Genomic DNA, 18,557 nt, shown 5'->3' on the forward strand with positions numbered 1-18,557 from the left:
ATCGCGGCATGAGGTACGACGACCTGGACGGCATGCGGTTCGCGGTCTTCGGCACCGGGCCGAGGCTGATCGTCGCGGTGCACGGGATCACCGCCTCGCTGATGGCGTGGAACGCGGTGGCCGCCCATCTGCCGCCCGAGTGGTCGCTGGTGGCCATGGACCTGCGCGGGCGCGGCCACAGCGCCGACCTGCCCGGCCCCTACGGGCTGGCGCGGCACGCCGAGGACGTGCTGCGGGTAGCCGAGCACGTGGGCGCCGATCCCGGTGCGGTGCTGACCGGGCACTCGATGGGCGCGTACGTGGCGGTGCTGGCCGGGGCGCGGCGCGCGTTCGAGCGGGTGGTGCTGGTGGACGGCGGGCTGCCGTTCCCGCCCCTGCCGCCGGGGGCGGACGTGGACGCCGAGATCGAGGCCACGCTCGGCCCGGCGATCGCCCGGCTGGACATGACGTTCGCCGCGCCGGAGGAGTACGTGGCCTTCTTCCAGGCCCATCCGGCCTTCGCCGGCCGCTGGACTCCGGCGGCCGAGGAGTACGTGCGCTACGACCTGACCGGGCCGGACGGGGCGCTGCGCTCGCGCGTCGCCGGTACGGCGGTGCGCGAGGACGGCCGGTGGATGCGGCTCAGGAGCGCGGAGATCGGGACGGCGCTGGGCGCGATCGAGGCGCCGGTGACGTTGCTGCGGGCGCCGCGCGGGCTGCTCGACCAGGAGGTCGGGATGCTGCCCGACGCGCTGGCCGCGCACTGGACCGGGCGGGTGCCGGGACTGCGCGACGAGCTGGTGCCGGGCTGCAACCACTACACGATCATGTTCGACCCGAGGTGCGCGGCGCTGGTGGCAGACCACCTGTCAGGGGTACGGCCGGGCCGTACCCCATGAGGCCGTACCCCGTGAGGGGTCAGCGTGGAGCGATCCAGGTGGCGCGCGCGGCGGCGACCAGGGTGCCGTCGCCGTCGTAGATGGCGCTCTCGCCGAACAGCTTGCGGCCCTCGCGGCCGGTGGCGCGGCCGACGACCGAGTAGGTGCCGTCGGGGTAGACGCGGCGGTGGATCTGCACGGCCAGGCGGCCGAGCAGGGCCGACTCGCCGGGCGCGAAGTGCGCCCAGCCGGTGACGCAGTCGAGCGCGGCGCCGACGACGGCGTCGGGCACGCCGTCCGGGCCGGCGAGGTTGTACGGCACCCGCCACCCGGCCGCCACGAGATCGGCGCCCTCGACCCGGCCGGGGAAGATCCGCAGGCCGTCGCCGGGGGCGCGCAGGCCGCAGACGAAGCACTCGGGGAAGGCGTGGCCCTGCCAGCCGGTGAAGGCGGCCTCGGCGCGGGCGGCGTCGGCGAAGCGCACGTACTCGGGGGCCTTCAGGTCCTCGTGCACGGGGATGGCCTCGACCAGCAGCTTGTCGCCGTGGAAGAGCGAGGCGGTGTTGGCCACGTGCTCCAGGCGCAGCTCGGTCTCGACGGGTGTGGGGGCGTGGAGGGTGACCTCGACGGCGTTGCCTCGCCCTCCCAGAGCTTCGGCGACCGTACCGGCCAGCCAGCCTCCGTTGACGATCCCCTGGGGACCCTGGAAGCGCTCGGGAACGGTCAGCACAGTCTGCAGAGCAGCCGTCGTCATGCGTCATCCTCCTTCGTCGCGATATAACGCCCACGCCAGAAAGTTCATTTCAAACAGGCCTATTTTAGGGGGCCTTGCCTGGGCCGTTACGCCGACCCTGCACCCCAGGCGTGCGGAACATCCGGAAAGGTCCGTAATATACGGTCCTCATTGAGACGGATGTGACTCGGGGGTCACCCGTGACACTACCGGCCGCGGCCGGGTCACGGCTGACCCGTCGTACCCCTAGGAGATCCCACCCGATGACCGTCAGCCGCCGGAACCTGCTCAAGACCGGCGCGGGACTGCTGCCCGCCGCCGCGCTCGCCACCCGACCCGCGCAGGCCGCGCCCGTCCCCGTCGTCGAGGCGAACGGCGCGGTGCCGACGCAGCTCACCGGGTTCGACAACCTGATGAAGAAGTTCGTCAAGGACCGCAACATCTCGCAGTCCCAGTTGGCGATCATGAAGAACGGCAGGATCGTCCTGGCGCGGGCCTACCGCTACAACGACGGCTCCCGCGCGGTGCCCGCGATCACCCCGACGTCGCTGATGCGCGTGGCCAGCCTCAGCAAGAACATCACCGCCGCCGCCATCATGCGGCTGGTCCAGGACGGCAGGCTCAGCCTGAGCGCCAAGGTCGCGCCGCTGCTGGGCCTGTCCACCGCCACCGACCCGCGCCTGGCCCAGGTCACCGTGCTGCGGCTCATCCACCACCTGGGCGGCTGGGACCGCGACGTCTCCAAGGACCTGCTCTGGCTCGACCACACCATCGCCGCCGCGCTCGACGTGCCGCTCCCGATCGGGCACGCCGAGATCATGAAGTACGGCTCGCAGCGCCGCCTCGACCACGACCCCGGCACCAAGATGGTCTACAACAACTACGGCTACATGCTCCTGGGCCGGATCGTCGCCAAGGTCTCCGGCCAGTCCTACGAGTCGTACGTGCGCTCCAAGCTTCTCGCGCCGCTCGGCATCACCCGGATGCGGCTCGGACGCAGCCTGCGCGCCGAGGCGTTCCCCGGCGAGGCGATCTACGAGTCGAAGTACACCAACAAGAGCGTCGTGGACGGCTCCGGCAAGGTCCTGCCCTACCCCTACGGCGGGTTCAACATGCCCAACCAGGACGCCAACGGCGGCTGGCTGGCCTCCGCCGTCGACCTCGTGCGCTGGACGCTGGCCATGGACCGGCCCGGCAAGGTGCTCAGCTCGGCGTCGATCGCCAGGCTCATCGCCAAGCCGGAGACCGGCGTCAACGAGTACGGCTCCTGGTACGGCGGCGGCATCTGGGTCCGCCAGGTGACCGGGCACGTCAACACCTGGCACAACGGGTCGATGCCCGGCACCTACACCTACCTGTGCAGGCTGCAGAACGGCTTCAGCTACGCCGCCTGCTTCAACCGCCGCGAGGAGCAGGGCTCGCCCGACTTCGACGGGTTCTCCGAGCAGATGAACAAGGTCCCGGTGAGCTCGTGGCCCACCGGGGACCTCACCTCGCGCTACTTCTAGAAGCTCGTCGTCACCGCCGCTCCGGTGAAGGCGGCGGTGCCGTACAGGCTGACGTAGTGGTAGCCCGCGGGCGGGTTGGTGACGGTGAGCGTGTGCGCGTTGCCGGCGCCGGTCGCCCGCTGGGTGTAGGAACCGGTCGTGGCCCACGACGATGAGCTGTAGTAGAGGTCTGCGTCACCGGTGCCGCCCTCGCTCTTGATGGTCAGCTTCGCCGTACCGGCCGGGACGAGGATGTACAGGTAGGCGTAGTTGCCCTGGGTGGCCGACAGGCCGCTGCGGCGGCAGTTCTGGCCGAGCGCCCGGGTGTCGGAGCCCGCGCACTCCGGCGCCGGCGGCTCACCGGTGTCGCCGCCGCAGGCGCCGGCCGCGCAGGCGGTCAGCCAGGTGTCGAAGTCGGCGTTGTAGTTCAGGGACCTCAGGTGGGCGCGGGCGGCGTTCCAGTTGCCCGTGCGGTAGTGACCGAGGACGGTGTTGACGTCCGCGCGGCGCTTTTCGAACATGTAGCGCACCGCGAGGTAGCCCCACCGGTAGACGCGCTGGGTGTCGTGGTCGTAGGTGGTGTCGAAGACCGTGCTCAGCGAGTACGTGTGCTTGGCCGCCTCCGCGATCGCCGCGTCGTAGGCCAGGCGGCGGTAGCCGTAGGAGACGAACTCGGCGAAGCCCTCGATCCACCAGATCGTCGGCGTGCTCACGCCCGCCTCGAAGTCGCCGTGCATGTTGAAGCGGCCGTCGAGGTAGTGCGTGTACTCGTGGTTGAGGTTCCAGATGTGGAACGCCGGGCGCAGCCACTCGGCCTCGTAGGCGATGAACCTGGGCAGGTTGCCCGCGGCCGACGGGTCGCCCTCCAGGTACATGCCGCCGTTGTTGGTGTCGATGCCGAAAATGGCGCCGGCGTAGGTCTGGTAGTCGTCGCTGGAGTCGAACGCGTTGACCTCCAGCGTCGTGTTGTTGTCGCCGGCGACCGGGCCGCGGTCGGCGGCGAGGTTGTGGAAGTAGGCGTCCTGGCCGCTGAGGCTGGCGCACGTGCTGCTCAGCTCGGCCGAGGTCATCTGCTGGGCGCGGATCCGCAGCGTGGGGCCGCAGGTGTGGCGCACGGGCAGGGCCGCGGCGGTCAGGCGGTTCTGCAGGTCGCAGGTGTCGTAGTAGGCGCAGTTGGCGCGGTCGTAGAAGTCGGCCATCTCGGCCACGCCCACCCAGAGCTTGGCGGTCGGGCCGGTGATCCGCGAGCGCTGCAGCAGGTCGCGCAGCATCGGGCGGACCGTCGCCCTGAGCTGGGCGTGCTGCACGAAGCGGGCCAGTTCCCTTCCGGCGTTGCCGGTCAGGTAGGCGCGGTCGGTGCTCAGCAGGTCCAGGTGGTTGACGGCGAAGTCGCGCAGCGTGGTCAGGGTGGCGGGGTCGTTCTGGACGGCGGTGACGAACTCGGGGAGCTGGTGGCCGCGGAACAGGACGGTGTAGACGCTGTTGACCGCGTTCACCATGTACCACGAGGCGTCGTAGGAACTGTTGTAGGCGGTCAGCAGGCGGCGTACGACGGACAGGTAGCGGGCGTTCTCCTGGGCACTGTCGATCAGGATGACCGCCTCGCCCAGCACCTCGCCGTTGGCGTCGCTGACGGTGCCGGAGCGGGGGCTGCCGTGGAAGGCGTCGAGCCCGGCGCGGATCGCGGTCCTGAGCGTCGTCCCGTACTGGCCGACGTCCTGCGGGTAGTACCACTGCACGTAGTAGCCGGCGCGCAGGTACAGGACCAGTTGGAGCGTCTTGGTGCTGTTGTCGCCGGGGTAGGCGGCGGAGTTGTCGCGCAGGGCGTGGGCGATGGTCGCCATCTGCGACTCCTGGAAGGCCGCGCGGGCCCGGGAGCCGGTGAGCGAGAACAGCCCGTTGAGACAGTTCAGGTCGGCGGCCTTGACGGCGGCGACGAGGGCAGCTCCGGTACGGCCCTCGACGTCACAGGCGGCCAGCGTGCGGTTCTGCTGGGGGGCGGGTTCGTCGTAGTCCTGCTTGAGGTGGTCGTCGGTGGCGGGGAGGGGTGGGCGGGCGTCGGCCTTGAGAGGTTCGTCCTGCTGGTGCCGGGCTTCGGTGGCCTGAGTGGCGGGTTGGGGGGCGGGGCGGGGGTCCGTGCGCTGGGTGACGGCCTGGGGGGTGGCCGTCTGAGCGCTCGCTGGTACGGCGAGGCCGCCGAGCACCAGCCCGGCCGCCACGAGTAAGGATCCTGCGACTCGCATCGCATACTCCTGGGATGGGGGGTGGGTAATGTGATATGTAAAATTTCACATGGCGCGCAACTGAATCAAGGCCCAATCCCACGGAAAAATCCGCCCCGCTCCCCGGCCCCCTCCCAAGCCGCCCAACCCCACCCCACCCCACCGCCCGTCCCACCCACCCCAGTACCCGCCCCCGACCACCTCCCAGCCACCCCGGTCCCCCGCCAAGTTAGGTGGGAATTTGGGCGGTTAGGGCGAAGCGGTGGGCGGTGGTGGTCAGGGGGTGGCCGGTGCGCATCTGGTCGTGCAGGGCGCGGAGGCGGTCGCCGTACCGGATGACGTCGAAGTCGGGAACGTGCCACGGCGTGATGCGCAGGAACAGGACCAGCGCCCCCACGTCAAGGAACGTGGACTCCACCAACGTCTCGGTCTGCCACGAGATCTCGAACCCGGCCTCGGTCAGTTCCTCCACCGCCGCGGCGAGGTTCCACTCGGTGTACTCGTGTGCGGGCGCGCCCAGGACGCGGTTGACGTCGGCCAGGTCCTGCCCGCCGACCTGTTGCGTGATGAACGTCCCTCCGGGCTTGAGCACGCGCCGCAGCTCGGCCGGATCGTAGGACTCGTGCCGGCTGACGATCAGCTCGAACGACGCGTCGGTCAGCGGCAGCCGATCATCGTCGCCCACCTCCACTACCTCCACGCCCAGCGGCTCCAGCCGCTTCCTGGCCACCGGGACGTTCGGCGCGTATCCCTCGGTGGCCGCCGTCCGAGCGGGCAGCGGCCCGAGCGCGGCCAGGAACTCGCCCCCGCCCGTCCCGAGGTCCAGCAGCGATCCCGTGTACGGCAGGCGCTCCCTCACCAGCTCCCCGTAATCCCAGGGCAGCGCCTTCTCGGTCATCCGCCCCTGGAACACCCCGAAGTCCCACCCCTCGAACGGCGTGGTCAGGCCCTGTGCGATCAGTTCGTCATATTCCACGACCCGATCCTCCCAGGCCACGGCCGAGGAGGCGCCACGGCGGCGCTCCCCTCCGGCCGCTGAGGTCCGCGCTGCACGGCCTTGGCCATCACCACCAAGGCCCGTGTTGGGCGGCCGTCCGCAAGGCCCGCGGTGGACGGCCGTGGCCGTCAGCGCGAAGGCCGCCAGACGGCCGTGGCCGTCACCACAAAGGCCCGCTACACCGCTGTGGCCGTCAGCGCGAAGGCCGCCAGACGGCCGTGGCCGTCAGCACCAAGGCCCGCTACACCGCCGTGGCCGTCACCACGCTCGACGCCGTCAGCGCGTGCACCCCGTCCTCGTCGGTGCGGTCGGCGAGGTTGGCGCGGACCGTGTCCAGCAGGGCGGCACGCCGTTCACCCCCCAGCCCCGCCACCTCAGCCCCCACCGCCGAGAACGAGAACAGGCACGACAGCGCCTCGGCCCCACCCGCGACGGTCACGGGCACGGTCCACTGGTCCAGCCGTACCTGCCCGAACCCGGCGAACGCCACCAGATCCGCCACCTCCTCACCCGGCAGCGACCACGGCTCCTCGAACAGCGCCGCCGCCTCCTCCCCCAGTACGGAGGCCAGCGCCGCGTGCAGGGCCTGGAAGAGCGGGTTGCGGTCGAGCGGAAGCCAGGTGGCGATCGCGATCCGCGCCCCCGGCCGCACCGCACGGCGGAGTTCGGCGACGGCGGCCCGGCGGTCGGGGACGTACTGGAGCACCTGCTGCATGGTGACCAGGTCGAACGCCTCGTCGGAGACGTGCAGCGGCGCGGCCCCGCACTCGACGTACTGGATGGCCGCGCTCCCCTCGGCAGGCGGCTCCTCCTTGGCGAGGGCGAGCATGGCGGGGCTGATGTCGGTGCCGACCACGGCTCCGGTGGAGCCGACGGCGGCGGCCAGGAGACGGGCGACCGTACCGGGGCCGGTGCCGACGTCGAGGGCCCGCGAGCCGGGCGCGGGAGCGAGCGCGCCGACGAGCGCGTGGCCCCACGGCTCGAAGATCCCCGGCATGAGGATCTCCTTGTACGGGCGGACCGGCCGCGTGTCGGTCAGCTCGGGCGGGGTGGCGTAGACGGTGGTGGTGGAGCGGGTGCGCTCCAGCGTGTCGGCCAGGTGGTCGACCTCGGCGGGGGTGTTGTAGAGGTAGAACGAGGCGCGCACGGCGGCGGGGATGCCGAACCGGCTGCAGGCGAGCTGGGCGCAGTGGTGCCCGGAGCGTACGGCGATGCCGGCCTGGTCGAGGGCGGTCCTGACCTGCTGGAGCGGCACGCCGTCCAGGACGAAGGACATGAGCGGCAGCCGGTCGGCGGTGTTCTCTGGGCCGATGAAGCGGATGCCGGGCACCTGGGCGAGCCGGTCGAGCGCGTACTCGATGAGGGCCTGGTCGTGGGCGGCGATGGCGTCCATGCCGATGGAGTCGAGGAAGTCGCAGGCGGCGCCGAGCCCGACGGCCTGGGCGACCGGCGGCGTGCCGGCCTCGAAGCGCAGCGGCGGCGGCGCGTAGGCCATGGCGTCCAGGGTGACGGTCTCGATCATCTCGCCGCCGCCGAGGAAGGGCGGCAGCTCGGCGAGCAGGTCGTACTTGCCCCACAGGACGCCGATGCCGGTGGGCCCGCACATCTTGTGCCCGGAGAACGTCACGAAGTCGGCCCCGAGCGCGTTCACGTCGACGCTCATGTGCGGCACCGACTGGGCGGCGTCGACCACGAGCAGCGCGCCCACCTCGGCGGCGCGGGCGGCGATGGGCGCGATCGGGTTGACGGTGCCGAGGATGTTGGAGGCGTGGACGACGGCGACGAGCTTGGTGCGCTCGGTGACCCGCTCCTCGAGGGCGGACAGGTCGAGCCGGCCGTCGTTGGTGATGCCCAGGTAGCTGATCTTCGCGCCGGCCCGCTCGGCGAGCAGCCGCCACGGGATGAGGTTGGAGTGGTGTTCCATCTCGGTGACGACGATCTCGTCGCCGGGGCCGATGCGGTGCTCGTCGGTGGCCCACATGAGCGAGTTGGACAGCAGGTTGACGGCTTCCGTCGCGTTCTTGGTGAACACGATCTCCTCGCTGCGCCGCGCGCCGACGAAGGCGGCGACCTTGGAGCGCGCGCCCTCGTACAGCTCGGTGGCCTCGACCGCGAGGCGGTAGACGCCGCGGTGGACGTTGGCGTTGGATCGTGTGTAGTAGGCGTTGAGCTGGTCCAGCACCGCCGCCGGTTTCTGCGTGGTCGCCGCGCTGTCCAGGTAGACCGGTGGGCGGGAGCCGTCAGCGGCCGGGTCGAAGAAGGGGAACGACTTCCGAATCGTTTCGACGTCCAGTAGCCCCATCGTGATCTCCTTCTGCCGAAAGGTGTAGGGGCAGTCTGGGCGTGGGAGATCGGGCTAGATCCAACTGCTGTTGTACGGCAGGCGATCCTTTCCACGGTAACCCGGATCCGCCCCGGCCGAACCGGCAGCAAGTGGCCGCCTTTCCTGGCCGATGGGAGCCGAAGGGCGCCGCCCGATCCTCGGCCTACGGTGAAATCATGACCAGCGACTTCATGGTCGACGGAGCCAGGATCATGGCCGTACGCCGCTCGCGCGGCATCTCGCGGCGGATCCTGGCGAACCTCGTGGGCTGCAGCGAGGAGTGGCTGCGCCTCATCGAGAACGGCGCCCGGCCGCTGGACCGGCTGTCCACCATCCTGCGCATCGCCGACGTCCTGCGCATCAGCGACCTGTCGGAGCTGGTCGGCGGCGAGGTGGCGCTGCCGTCGATGGGCGGGCAGGGCGAGTACGACGAGATCGGCCACGCGCTGCTCTACCCCAGGCGGTTGTCGGGCGAGCCGAGGGAGAGCGCGCACCGGATCGCCCGGCACGTCTCGGCCGCGTGGGACGTCTGGCAGCGTTCCCCGCGCCGCTACTCCGAGGTGCGCAGGCGCCTGCCCGAACTGCTGGTGATGGCCGAGAGCGCGCCGCTCGACGAGGAGCCGGCGGCGGCCGGGCTCACGCAGGTCTACCGGCTCTTCTCCACGTTCTTGCGCGGCTGCGGCCAGTACGCGCTGGCGTTGCTGGCCGCCGACCGTGGCGTGGCCGCCGCCGGGCGCGCGGGCGATCCCCTGCTGTCGGCGGTGGCGCGCGGCGAGCAGGCCGAGGTCCTCATCCACCTGCGCAGGTACGGCGACGCCCGCGAGCTCTGCCTGGCCGCGATCGACGGTGTGGAGGCGGCGGAGCCGTCCGCGATCGCCGTGGCGGGCGGCTGCTACCTGACCGCGGCGCAGGCCGCGGCGGAGGAGAACGACGTCCCGCACACCGAGGAGTTCCTGCACCGCGCCAGGAAGATCGGCGAGTCGCTGGGCGAGGACCGCGACGACCTGCACGCCCCGTTCGGCGCGGCCGAGGTGGAGGCGCAGGCGGTGACCGTGGCGGTGCGGCTGGGGCGCCACCGGCAGGCCATCCGCCTGTCCGGGGAGATCGACGCGGCCCGCCTGCGCGCCAGGGACCGGCAGGCGCGCTACTTCCTGTCGCTGGCCAGGGCCCACTCGATGGAGCGCGACGCGGCCAGCGCCACTGCGATGCTGCGCCGGGTGCTGGACACCTGTCCCGAGGAGCTCGCCTACAACCCGCAGGCCGCCCGTGTCATGGAGCAGCTCCGCCTGGTGGACTGCGCCGCCACGCGCGGGGAACTGCGCGAGATCACACTGTCGACGCGGCTCAGAAGAGCGTCCCCCGCTCCAAGTCGAGCAGGTAGCGCTTGACGGGCAGCCCGCCGCCGTAGCCGGTCAGGCCGCCGTCGGCGCCCACGAGCCGGTGGCAGGGGATGATGACGCCGACCGGGTTGTGGCCGTTGGCCAGCCCGACCGCGCGGGCGGCGGAGGGCGGCCGGCCGAGCCGGCCGGCCAGCCCGCCGTAGGTGAGGGTCTCGCCGTAGGGGATCCGCGTGAGCGCCGTCCAGACCTCCTTCTGGAACGGCGTGCCGACCAGGTTCATCGGCAGGTCGAACTCCTTCAGCTCACCGGCGAAGTACGCCCCGAGCTGGGCGGTCACCTCGCCGAAGGGTTCGGGGTCGGGATGGCCGAAGAACTCCTGGGGCGGCCGGTAGCGCTGCTCGCGCATGTAGAGGCCGGTCAGCAGCCCGTCGAGGGCGACCAGCGTGAGCGGCCCGACGGGGCTCTCGATGACGGTGTGCGTGCGGATCATGACATGTGACAGCGTGTCACACTTTGCGGCGACGATAGGCCTTCTGCTGGCAGGCCCGCGAGCAGTATGCGCGGGGCCGGCCGGTGGCGCCGGCTTCGATCGCCTTCCCGCACACCGGACATCGAGTTTCGTCACGCAATTCATCACGGATCAGGACCTCGATCCCGTCGAGCACCCGCTGCAGCCCGAACTCGAAGGGATCCAGCGGCGCGTCGTAGCCGCCCTGCTCATAGATGCGCGTGAGCGTGGGATAGCGGTCCAGGTGCTCGTAGAGCGAGTCGCGCGCGCCCCACCACTCGTCGTGGCCGACACCGGTGCGCCGCTCGATCCTGGCCGTCTCGACCACCTGGCGGGCCGCGCTCTCCACGAAGGCGCCGACCAGTTCGACCACCGCGGCCACCTGGGCCGGCGCCAGCCCGGTCGGCGCGATGACCGCCAGCGCCCGCTCGTACGACGCGACGGAGTTCGGCCCCGGCACGTGCCGCACCCCCGCCGACTCCAGCAGCCACGGGTGACGCCGGTAGAACTCCAGTCCGGCGCGCGCCCATGCCTCGGTGTCCGCCCGCCACCCGCGCGGCGGCCCGAGGTCCGGCTCGTCCCCCATCACGGCGTCGCGCATCAGGTCCACGAGCTCGGCCTTGCCGGGAACGTGACGATAGAGCGACATCGTGGTGTAGCCGAGCCGCTCGGCCACCCGCCGCATCGACACCGCCGCCAGCCCTTCGGCGTCGGCCAGCTCGATCCCGGCGCGCACGATGCGCTCCAGGTTGAGTCCGCCGCGCCCCTGGGCGCCCCACAGCAGTCTCGTACTGCGTTCTGGATCGGCCACCTCTTGACTCCCTTCCCTGTATATGCTGTATACCAGATGTGTACACCGCATACCTCGAAGGGACTACACATGATCTTCGTCGACCCCTCCGGCGACGACTCGGGACCCGGCACGATCGAGCGCCCCTTCGCCACCCTGGAGCGCGCCCGCGCCGCGGGTGGCGTGATCACCCTCAGGGCCGGCGTCCACCGGCTGACGGAGACCCTCCGGCTCACCGAGGCCGACTCGGGGATCGTGATCCAGGCCCACGGGTACGGCACCGCCGTACCGGAGAAGGTGGTCGTCAGCGGCGGCACGCCGATCACCGGCTGGCGGGAGGGCGCGGACGGCGTGTGGCGGGCGGCGGCGCCCGCCACACCCGTGCGCCAGCTCTACGTGGGCGGACGCCGCGCCGAACGGGCCTCGATCTCGCTCGCCGAGACCGCGATCACCGCCACGGAGACCGGCTACGTCCTGGAGGAGGCCGTGGACTGGCCGGGCGCGGTCGAGTTCGTCTACCGCGGCGCCTACCCCTGGTCGGAGGCGCGCATCCCGGTGGCCTCGATCTCCGGCACGACCGTCACCATGGCCGAGCCCGCCTTCGGACGGGCGCGGCGGCTCTATCACTCGATCATCACCTGGGAGGGCGGCGGCGAGCACTACGCCGTGGACGCGCCGACCTCGGCCGAGAACAGCCCGGCCTTCCTGACCCCCGGCACGTTCGCGGTGAGCGAGGGCGTGCTGCACTATTTGCCGCTGCCGGGCGAGACCCTGGACGAGGTGGTGGCGCCGGTCCTGGAGACGCTCGTGCGGGCCGAGGGCGTACGCGGCGCGGCCCTGCGCGGCATCACCTTCGCCGAGGCGGCGTGGACCGGGCCGAGCGGGCCGGAGGGCTTCCTCCACTACCACGGCAACGGCTACTACGCCGGAGGCGACCTGCAGGTCGTCAGGTTCGACGGCGGCCAGGTCACCGTGCCGGGCGCGGCGGTCGAGATCCCCGGCAACGTGGTCGTCGACGGGTGCTCCGACGTGCTCGTGGAGGGCTGCGCGTTCACCCGGCTGGGCGGCGTCGCGCTGGAGTTCCGCGGCGGCGGCGCCGGCAACGTGCTGCGCGACAGCGAGATCGCCGAGGTGGCGGCGGGCGGCGTGGTCATCCGCGACGGCGCCCGCGACCACCGGATCGAGCGCAACCGCGTGCGCCGCGTCGGCCTCGACTACCACGGCTCACCGGCGATCCTCATCGCCGGGACCGAGTCGGCGGTCGTGGCGCGCAACGTCGTCGCCGAGACGCCGCACAACGGCGTCGTCGTCAACGCGGGCCGCGGCACCCAGGTCGTCGGCAACCTGATCCACGACACGATGCTGGTGCTGGCCGACGGCGGCGGCCTGTACGTCTCCGGCCCCCAGGGCTCCTCCTACGCCAGCGGCGCCCAGATCAGGGGCAACGTGATCAAGGACACGCGGACGCCGTACAACTACGGCCTCTACACCGACTACGGCGCCGCCTGGGTCACCGTGCAGGGCAACCTGGTGACCAGGGCCGACAACCCGGTGGTGCTGCAGGTGTCGCCGCCACTGGAGCACGTGGCGTTCGTCGGCAACTTCTGGGACGCCGACCCGGGCGAGCCCCCGAAGGGCGTGACGCTGTCGGACAACACCGTGCTCGGTGAGGGCGCGCTGGATTCGGACCCGGTGGTGGCCGACATCGTGGCGCAGGCCGGGATCTAGGCGGCCAGCGCCTCGCGCCAGCGGGCCGTGTCGGTGTACTGGTGCAGCCAGGAGATCCGGCCGTCGGCCACCCGCCACAGGTGGACGAACTCGGCCTCGTACGCGCGGCCCGTGGCGCGGGCGCGGCCCCGGTAGCGGCCGGTGACCACGACCGTCCCGTCGGCGGTCTCCTGCCAGGTCTCGTCGTAGGGCGCGGTGTCGTAGACGGCGAACACCGCGCCCCACACCCGGGTCAGCACCTCCAGCGGCCCGCTGAAGGCGCCGCCCGCGCCGCACGGCATGCCCGGCGCGGTGCGCGCCTCGAAGTCCGGATGCAGCAACGCCAGGATCGCGCCCCCGTCGGCGGCCTGCGCGGCGCTGTAGAAACCCTGGACGACGTGGCTGGCCTCGGACATGTCGCATCCTTCAATTAGATGATAGATTCTAGAACTCTTCCACTAATATCATCGAAGGGCGACCGTGGGAAGACCGGCCAAGTTCACCCAGGAGCAGATGCTGGACGCCGCCCTGGACATCCTCGGCGCCGACGGCCCCGCCGCCGTCACGATGGCGGCCGTCTCGGCGCGCACCGGCGCCCCGATCGGGTCGCTCTACCACCGCTTCGCCTCGCGCGACCTGCTGCTGGCGCGGCTGTGGCTGCGGTGCGTGGAGAGCTTCCAGGAGGGCCTGCTCGCCGCGATGGCCGCCGACGACGTCGAGGCGGCCGTCCTGCACACGCCGCGCTGGTGCCGCGCCCACCCCGCGGCGGCGGCCGCCCTGCTCCTGCACCGCAGGGAGGATCTGGCCGCCGAGTGGCCCGGCCCGCTGGGAGCCGAGCTGGCGGAGGTCAACGGGCGGCTGGCCGCCGCCCTCGACGCCTACCTGCGGCGCCACCCGGGCGCGGACCGGGAGCGGCTGATGTTCGTGCTGGCCGACGTGCCCTATGGCGCCGTGCGCCGCCATCTCCTGGCGGGGCGTACCCCTCCCCCGGAGCTGGACACCCTCATCGTGACGGCCTGCCGGGCCGTCCTGGCCGCGGGTTAGGCCTCCTCGCGCCAGCGGCTGGTGATGGGCAGGCGGCGGTCGCGGCCGAAGTTCTTCGGGGTGATCTTGGGGCCCGGCGGGTACTGGCGGCGCTTGTACTCGGCCAGGTCCACCAGCCGGATGATCCTGGTGACCAGGGCGGGGTCGTGCCCGGCGGCGATCAGCTCGGCCGAGCCCATGTCCTTCTCCACGTAGTCGTCCAGCAGCCGGTCCAGCACCTCGTACGGCGGCAGCGAGTCGGTGTCGCGCTGGTCGGGGCGGAGCTCGGCGCTCGGCTCCTTGGTGATGGAGTTCTCCGGGATCGGGGCGGCGGCGTCCATCGCGAACAGCGGGCTGCGGTGGGCGTTGCGCCAGCGGGCAAGCTCCCACACCATCGTCTTCGGCACGTCCTTGATGGGCGCGAACCCGCCCGCCGAGTCGCCGTAGAGGGTGGAGTAGCCGGTGGCCAGCTCGCTCTTGTTGCCGGTGGTCAGCACCAGGTGGCCGTGCTCGTTGGACAGCCCCATGAGGATCATGCCGCGTACCCTGGCCTGGAGGTTCTCCGCGGCCAGCCCCGACAGCTCGATCTCCTTCTCGAAGGCGCTCACGATGTCGCCGATGGGGACCACCTGCGCGTGGACGCCCTGGCGCCGCACCAGCTCCTCCGCGTCGCCGATGGAGTGCTCGGAGCTGTAGCGCGAGGGCATGAGCACGACGTGGACCCGCGAGGGGCCGACGGCGTCCGAGGCGATGGCGGCGGTCAGGGCCGAGTCGATGCCGCCCGACAGGCCCAGGATGACGGACTGGAAGCCGTTCTTGGCCACGTAGTCGCGTACCGCCAGGACCAGGGCGTGGTAGACCTCGGCGGGCGCGTCGAGCGGCGCGGCCAGCGGGGCGGGCGCGGGCTCGTAGGGCGCGACGGGCTCCTCCGACAGCACGAACCGGTCGACGGTGATTGTGGAGCCGTCGCCGGCGTCGTAGGCGACCCGCGCCGGCGGCGCGTCGGACGCGGCCAGCTCCAGGTCCACCACGAGCAGGTCCTCCTGGAACTGCGTGGCCCGCGCCACCAGCGCGCCGCTCGCGTCGACGACCAGCGAGTCGCCGTCGAAGACCAGCTCGTCCTGCCCGCCGACCTGGTTGACGTAGACGAGCGGGCAGCCGGCCTCACGGGCGCGCCGCGCGCACAGCTCCAGCCGCACGTCGTCCTTGTCCTTCTCGTACGGCGAGGCGTTCGGCGCGACCAGCAGCCCGGCCCCCGCCTGCCCGACGACGGCCACGGGACCCCCGTCCTGCCAGAGGTCCTCGCAGACCGCGACGGCCACGTCCACGCCGTGCAGCCGGAAGATCGGCAGCCGGTCGCCGCGGACGAAGTAGCGGTACTCGTCGAAGACGCCGTAGTTGGGCAGGTGGTGCTTGGCCGTACGGAAGACGACCTTCCCGCGGTGCAGCAGCGCGGCGGCGTCCAGCGGCGCGCCCTTCGGCTGGCCGGCGCGCGGCGCGAGCCCCGCGCGGTCGACGTAGCCGACGAGCACCGGCAGCTCGCCCAGGCCCTCCTCGGCCAGCCGGACGGCGGACTCCTCCAGCGTGCGGATGCTGGCCTCCACGAAGGAGGTGCGCAGCACCAGGTCCTCGACCGGGTAGCCGGTGAGGAACATCTCGGTGAAGACCGCGAGGTGGGCGCCACGCCCGGCAGCCTCGCGGGTCCACGCGAGCAGCTTGTCGGCGTTGGCGGCCAGGTCGCCGACCGTCGGGTTCGTCTGGACGAGCGCGATGCGCAGTTGAGCCACGCGACCAGCCTAGTCTGCGTCGCATTCGTACCTGCGGAAGCCTTGCCGTCCCGGGATGTCCCGAGCCCCTACTCCGCCAGCGCGCTCCTGCGCCGGACGGCGGGGCCGAGCGCGATCATCCCGGCCGCCGACAGGACGCCGACGCCGCCGAGCGTGAACCACAGGGCCGCCGCGCTCACGCCGAGCAGCGCGCTGCCGAGCAGGGGCGCGAGCACGGCCGAGGCCGACCAGGCGAAGCCGAACAGCCCGGAGTAGCGTCCGCGCAGGTGCGCCGGGGCGAGGGCGGCGACGATCGTGCCGACGATGCCCGCGGTCACGATCTCGCCCGCGGTCCACACGGCGATGGTGAGCGCGAGCATGCCCACGTTGGTGACGTACGCGGTGAGGGCGAAGCCCGCGCCCATGACCGCCAGCCCGGCGGCCAGCGTGATCGGCGCGTCCAGGCGGCCGAGCCAGTTGGACACCAGTGGCTGCACCACGACGATGAGCACGCCGTTGAGCGCCATGGCCAGCCCGTACTCGCCGGTGCTGAGCCCGACGACCTTCGTCATGGCGACGGGGAGCATGGTGACCGTCTGGGAGTACATGAGCGCCTGGCCGAGCACGACGAGCGTGAAGCCGAGCATGACGCGGTCGCGCAGCACGGTCCCGAACCCGCCCCCGCCGGCCGGGCCCTCCGCCGGGGGCGGCGCGGTCTCCGGCACCGCCCGCCACACCAGGACGGCGAAGCCCACGCTGGTGGCGGCGTTGATCCAGAACAGCCAGACGAACCCCAGCTCGGCCAGCCAGCCGCCGGCCGTCATGCCGACCGCGTAGCCGAGGTTGATCGCCCAGAACAGCAGCCCGTAGGCCCGGGGCCGCTCCGCGGGCGAGACCAGGTCGGCCACGAGCGCGTTGGAGGCGGGCCGGTAGGCGTCGATGACGACGCCGAGCACGAACATGGCGGCCAGGATCGACGGCATCGACGTGCTGTAGCCGAGCCACATCATGGCGGCGGCGGTGGCCAGCATGCCGCCGGTCAGCGTGGCGCGCCGGCCGATCCGGTCGGTGAGCACCCCGGCCAAGACCTGGGAGATCAGCGAGCCCGCGCCGAAGACGGCCATCACGAGTCCGGCGGCGGCCAGCGACAGCCCGCGCGCCTGCGTCAGGTAGACGCCGGTGAAGGGCAGCACCATCGTGCCGAGGCGGTTGACGAGCGTGCCGCTCCAGAGCGCCCAGAACGGCCTGGGCAGCCCGCCGACCTGTGACCGCAGAAAGGACGGCTTCTCAGCAAGTGCGTTACTCACCCCCAGAGCATGAAATATCCGGTTTTGGGGCTCCAACGATTTAGGGCAGACTAAAACCTATGGGAGTGGCCTGGACGCTGAAGAGCGAGGACATGGCCAGGATCCGCTTCGGCTTCTCGCCGCTGTGGGAGCTCGTGGCCAGCCTGCGCACGCTCCAGGACCCCGCCCGCCAGTCGGTCCACCTGCCCTGGATCAAAGCCGTCCGCCCACGCCTGGCCGAGCTCGACCTGGCCGAGGTGTTCGCGCTGATCCCCGCCGACGGCTACCTCGCCGACTTCCTCACGCCGCCGCCGGACACGCCGCTGCCCGACTTCGCGCAGGAACTCGACCGGGTACGGCGCACGCCGCCCGAGACCGCCGCCGCCGAGGCGGAGAAGGTCAGGAACGTCGACAGGGCGGTCAACGCCCGCTTCCGCGCCGACCCCGCCGCCGGCCTGCGGAGGGTGACCGAGGCGCTCCACGCGTACTGGGAGTCCTGCTTCGCCGAGTACTGGCCGCGCGTCTACGGCCTGCTCGAACGCGACGTCCTTCGCCGCTCGCGGCAACTGGCCACCGGCGGTGCCCGCGAGCTGTTCGCCTCCCTGGACCCCGCCGTCGTCTGGACCGGCGAGCGGCTGCTCGTCGACCGCCCGTGGTGCAACGAGGGCGGCGGCCTGCACGGCGACGGCCTGGTCCTGGTGCCCAGCGCCTTCTACTGGCCGTCGGTGGCCGTCATGACCGCGCCCGACCAGTCGGCGCTCATCTACCCCGTCCTGGGCGTCGGCACCCTGTGGGAGGACGGGCCGCCGCCCGCACCCGGCGCGCTGGCCGCCCTCATCGGCAGGAGCAGGGCGCAGATCCTGCTCGCGCTGGCCGAGCCCGCCACGACCTCGGCGCTGGCCCGCCGCATGGCGCTCACCCCGGGCGCGGTCAGCCAGCACCTCGGCGTGCTCAGCGACGGCGGACTCGCGGTCGGGATGCGGGTCGGCAAGCAGGTCGTCTACCGGCGCACCTCAACAGGCGACGCGCTGGCTGTCGGCAGCGGCGGGAGCCGGCGTGGGAGTGGGTGAGGGGCGGGCGGGGCCGTACAGGAAGACGCCGGTGCGCTGGACCTCGCCGGGGGCGAGGTCGAGATCGTCGACGGTCCTGCGGTGCGCGCGCACGTCGGTCACCCGGAACGCGAACGGGCCGTCGCCCGCGCCGTCGCGCGCCACCCAGTAGCCGTCCGCGCGCCGCCGCAGGTCCCGCCAGCGCCCGTCCACGCGGACCTCGACGCTGCGCAGCGGCCCGCCGTGATCGAGCACCCGTACGGCCAGCCACTCCTCGTCCGAGCCCGGCTTCACCACGAAGCCCAGCGGCCGCTCCGAACTCGGATCGGCCCGCGGCGCCGCGCACGCGGGCCCGTTCAGCAGGTTGACCGTCCACAACACCACGCCCGCCGCGCACAGCGCCGAGATCGCGCTGAGCCCCCGCCTGCGCCTACGCCGTCTGTGCCGCGCCATATGAATACATAGGGAA

Annotated in this window: 16 protein-coding genes; 6 read left to right on the forward strand and 10 right to left on the reverse strand. The window is 72.1% G+C overall.

The genetic code is table 11. The features are described 5' to 3' along the window. Positions 1-8 precede the first annotated feature (8 nt). Positions 9-878 carry an alpha/beta fold hydrolase gene (locus ACIBEJ_RS28570; RefSeq protein WP_397185910.1) on the forward strand — a complete coding sequence of 290 codons (870 nt, stop codon included), beginning with the start codon at positions 9-11 and terminating at the stop codon, positions 876-878. A gap of 19 nt (positions 879-897) precedes the next feature. On the opposite strand, the gene ACIBEJ_RS28575 is transcribed toward ACIBEJ_RS28570, so the two are convergent. Beyond that, the gene (locus tag ACIBEJ_RS28575) at positions 898-1,611 is read right to left on the reverse strand and encodes a PaaI family thioesterase (protein WP_397185911.1); all 714 of its coding nucleotides are present in this window, start codon (positions 1,609-1,611) and stop codon (positions 898-900) included. 242 nt (positions 1,612-1,853) lie between these two features. Here ACIBEJ_RS28575 and ACIBEJ_RS28580 point away from each other — a divergent pair, with 242 nt between their 5' ends. Next, complete coding sequence (locus ACIBEJ_RS28580; RefSeq protein WP_397185912.1) at positions 1,854-3,098, forward strand: serine hydrolase domain-containing protein; 1,245 nt, start codon at positions 1,854-1,856, stop codon at positions 3,096-3,098. Here the strand turns inward: ACIBEJ_RS28580 and ACIBEJ_RS28585 are convergent. The 3 genes from ACIBEJ_RS28585 to ACIBEJ_RS28595 form a co-directional block, all read right to left on the reverse strand. Next, positions 3,095-5,320 carry a M9 family metallopeptidase gene (locus ACIBEJ_RS28585; protein WP_397185913.1) on the reverse strand — a complete coding sequence of 742 codons (2,226 nt, stop codon included), beginning with the start codon at positions 5,318-5,320 and terminating at the stop codon, positions 3,095-3,097. The genes ACIBEJ_RS28580 and ACIBEJ_RS28585 overlap by 4 nt on opposite strands. A 208-nt stretch (positions 5,321-5,528) precedes the next feature. Continuing rightward, entirely contained in the window at positions 5,529-6,275 is a 747-nt protein-coding gene (locus tag ACIBEJ_RS28590) for a class I SAM-dependent methyltransferase (RefSeq protein ID WP_397185914.1), read from the reverse strand. 262 nt (positions 6,276-6,537) lie between these two features. Further along, on the reverse strand, positions 6,538-8,598 hold the full coding sequence (locus tag ACIBEJ_RS28595) for a SufS family cysteine desulfurase (protein ID WP_397185915.1): 2,061 nt from the start codon (positions 8,596-8,598) through the stop codon (positions 6,538-6,540). A gap of 197 nt (positions 8,599-8,795) precedes the next feature. Between ACIBEJ_RS28595 and ACIBEJ_RS28600 the strand changes: the two genes are divergently transcribed. After that, positions 8,796-10,007: a helix-turn-helix domain-containing protein gene (locus ACIBEJ_RS28600; RefSeq protein WP_397185916.1), complete on the forward strand. Its 1,212-nt coding sequence runs from the start codon at positions 8,796-8,798 to the stop codon at positions 10,005-10,007. Here the strand turns inward: ACIBEJ_RS28600 and ACIBEJ_RS28605 are convergent. Next, positions 9,964-10,449, reverse strand: a complete 486-nt coding sequence (locus tag ACIBEJ_RS28605) for a methylated-DNA--[protein]-cysteine S-methyltransferase (RefSeq protein WP_397185917.1) — start codon at positions 10,447-10,449, stop codon at positions 9,964-9,966. The two genes, ACIBEJ_RS28600 and ACIBEJ_RS28605, sit on opposite strands and share 44 nt — an antisense overlap. A gap of 16 nt (positions 10,450-10,465) precedes the next feature. Further along, positions 10,466-11,278: a TetR/AcrR family transcriptional regulator C-terminal domain-containing protein gene (locus ACIBEJ_RS28610; protein ID WP_397185918.1), complete on the reverse strand. Its 813-nt coding sequence runs from the start codon at positions 11,276-11,278 to the stop codon at positions 10,466-10,468. A 69-nt stretch (positions 11,279-11,347) separates the two neighbouring features. On the opposite strand from ACIBEJ_RS28610, the gene ACIBEJ_RS28615 reads away from it, so the two are divergent. Further along, positions 11,348-12,985, forward strand: coding sequence for a right-handed parallel beta-helix repeat-containing protein (locus tag ACIBEJ_RS28615; protein ID WP_397185919.1), 1,638 nt, complete (start codon positions 11,348-11,350; stop codon positions 12,983-12,985). On the opposite strand, the gene ACIBEJ_RS28620 is transcribed toward ACIBEJ_RS28615, so the two are convergent. Next, positions 12,982-13,380 carry a nuclear transport factor 2 family protein gene (locus tag ACIBEJ_RS28620; RefSeq protein WP_397185920.1) on the reverse strand — a complete coding sequence of 133 codons (399 nt, stop codon included), beginning with the start codon at positions 13,378-13,380 and terminating at the stop codon, positions 12,982-12,984. The two genes, ACIBEJ_RS28615 and ACIBEJ_RS28620, sit on opposite strands and share 4 nt — an antisense overlap. 64 nt (positions 13,381-13,444) lie before the next feature. Here ACIBEJ_RS28620 and ACIBEJ_RS28625 point away from each other — a divergent pair, with 64 nt between their 5' ends. Continuing rightward, positions 13,445-14,008: a TetR/AcrR family transcriptional regulator gene (locus ACIBEJ_RS28625; RefSeq protein WP_397185921.1), complete on the forward strand. Its 564-nt coding sequence runs from the start codon at positions 13,445-13,447 to the stop codon at positions 14,006-14,008. Here the strand turns inward: ACIBEJ_RS28625 and ACIBEJ_RS28630 are convergent. Together ACIBEJ_RS28630 and ACIBEJ_RS28635 are read right to left on the reverse strand one after the other, a co-directional pair. Then, a complete protein-coding gene (locus ACIBEJ_RS28630) occupies positions 14,005-15,774 on the reverse strand; it encodes an NAD+ synthase (RefSeq protein WP_397185922.1) in 1,770 nt (589 codons plus the stop codon). The two genes, ACIBEJ_RS28625 and ACIBEJ_RS28630, sit on opposite strands and share 4 nt — an antisense overlap. A 68-nt stretch (positions 15,775-15,842) precedes the next feature. After that, the gene (locus ACIBEJ_RS28635; RefSeq protein WP_397185923.1) at positions 15,843-17,060 is read right to left on the reverse strand and encodes an MDR family MFS transporter; all 1,218 of its coding nucleotides are present in this window, start codon (positions 17,058-17,060) and stop codon (positions 15,843-15,845) included. Between the two features lie 59 nt (positions 17,061-17,119). On the opposite strand from ACIBEJ_RS28635, the gene ACIBEJ_RS28640 reads away from it, so the two are divergent. Next, entirely contained in the window at positions 17,120-18,109 is a 990-nt protein-coding gene (locus ACIBEJ_RS28640) for a DUF5937 family protein (RefSeq protein WP_397185924.1), read from the forward strand. Here ACIBEJ_RS28640 and ACIBEJ_RS28645 read toward each other — a convergent pair. Beyond that, positions 18,053-18,541, reverse strand: coding sequence for an expansin C-terminal domain-related protein (locus tag ACIBEJ_RS28645; RefSeq protein ID WP_397185925.1), 489 nt, complete (start codon positions 18,539-18,541; stop codon positions 18,053-18,055). The genes ACIBEJ_RS28640 and ACIBEJ_RS28645 overlap by 57 nt on opposite strands. Between the last annotated feature and the right edge of the window lie 16 nt (positions 18,542-18,557).

Origin of the sequence: Nonomuraea sp. NPDC050790 (genome assembly GCF_044456745.1) — a bacterium.
Lineage (GTDB): Bacteria > Actinomycetota > Actinomycetes > Streptosporangiales > Streptosporangiaceae > Nonomuraea.

Excerpts from the sequence above, each read along its gene's own strand:
- ACIBEJ_RS28570 (WP_397185910.1), top strand. The coding sequence starts at position 9 with ATGAGGTACGACGACCTGGACGGCATGCGGTTCGCGGTCTTCGGCACC.
- ACIBEJ_RS28575 (WP_397185911.1), bottom strand. The coding sequence starts at position 1,611 with ATGACGACGGCTGCTCTGCAGACTGTGCTGACCGTTCCCGAGCGCTTC.
- ACIBEJ_RS28580 (WP_397185912.1), top strand. The coding sequence starts at position 1,854 with ATGACCGTCAGCCGCCGGAACCTGCTCAAGACCGGCGCGGGACTGCTG.
- ACIBEJ_RS28585 (WP_397185913.1), bottom strand. The coding sequence starts at position 5,320 with ATGCGAGTCGCAGGATCCTTACTCGTGGCGGCCGGGCTGGTGCTCGGC.
- ACIBEJ_RS28595 (WP_397185915.1), bottom strand. The coding sequence starts at position 8,598 with ATGGGGCTACTGGACGTCGAAACGATTCGGAAGTCGTTCCCCTTCTTC.
- ACIBEJ_RS28600 (WP_397185916.1), top strand. The coding sequence starts at position 8,796 with ATGACCAGCGACTTCATGGTCGACGGAGCCAGGATCATGGCCGTACGC.
- ACIBEJ_RS28605 (WP_397185917.1), bottom strand. The coding sequence starts at position 10,449 with ATGATCCGCACGCACACCGTCATCGAGAGCCCCGTCGGGCCGCTCACG.
- ACIBEJ_RS28615 (WP_397185919.1), top strand. The coding sequence starts at position 11,348 with ATGATCTTCGTCGACCCCTCCGGCGACGACTCGGGACCCGGCACGATC.
- ACIBEJ_RS28620 (WP_397185920.1), bottom strand. The coding sequence starts at position 13,380 with ATGTCCGAGGCCAGCCACGTCGTCCAGGGTTTCTACAGCGCCGCGCAG.
- ACIBEJ_RS28640 (WP_397185924.1), top strand. The coding sequence starts at position 17,120 with ATGGGAGTGGCCTGGACGCTGAAGAGCGAGGACATGGCCAGGATCCGC.
- ACIBEJ_RS28645 (WP_397185925.1), bottom strand. The coding sequence starts at position 18,541 with ATGGCGCGGCACAGACGGCGTAGGCGCAGGCGGGGGCTCAGCGCGATC.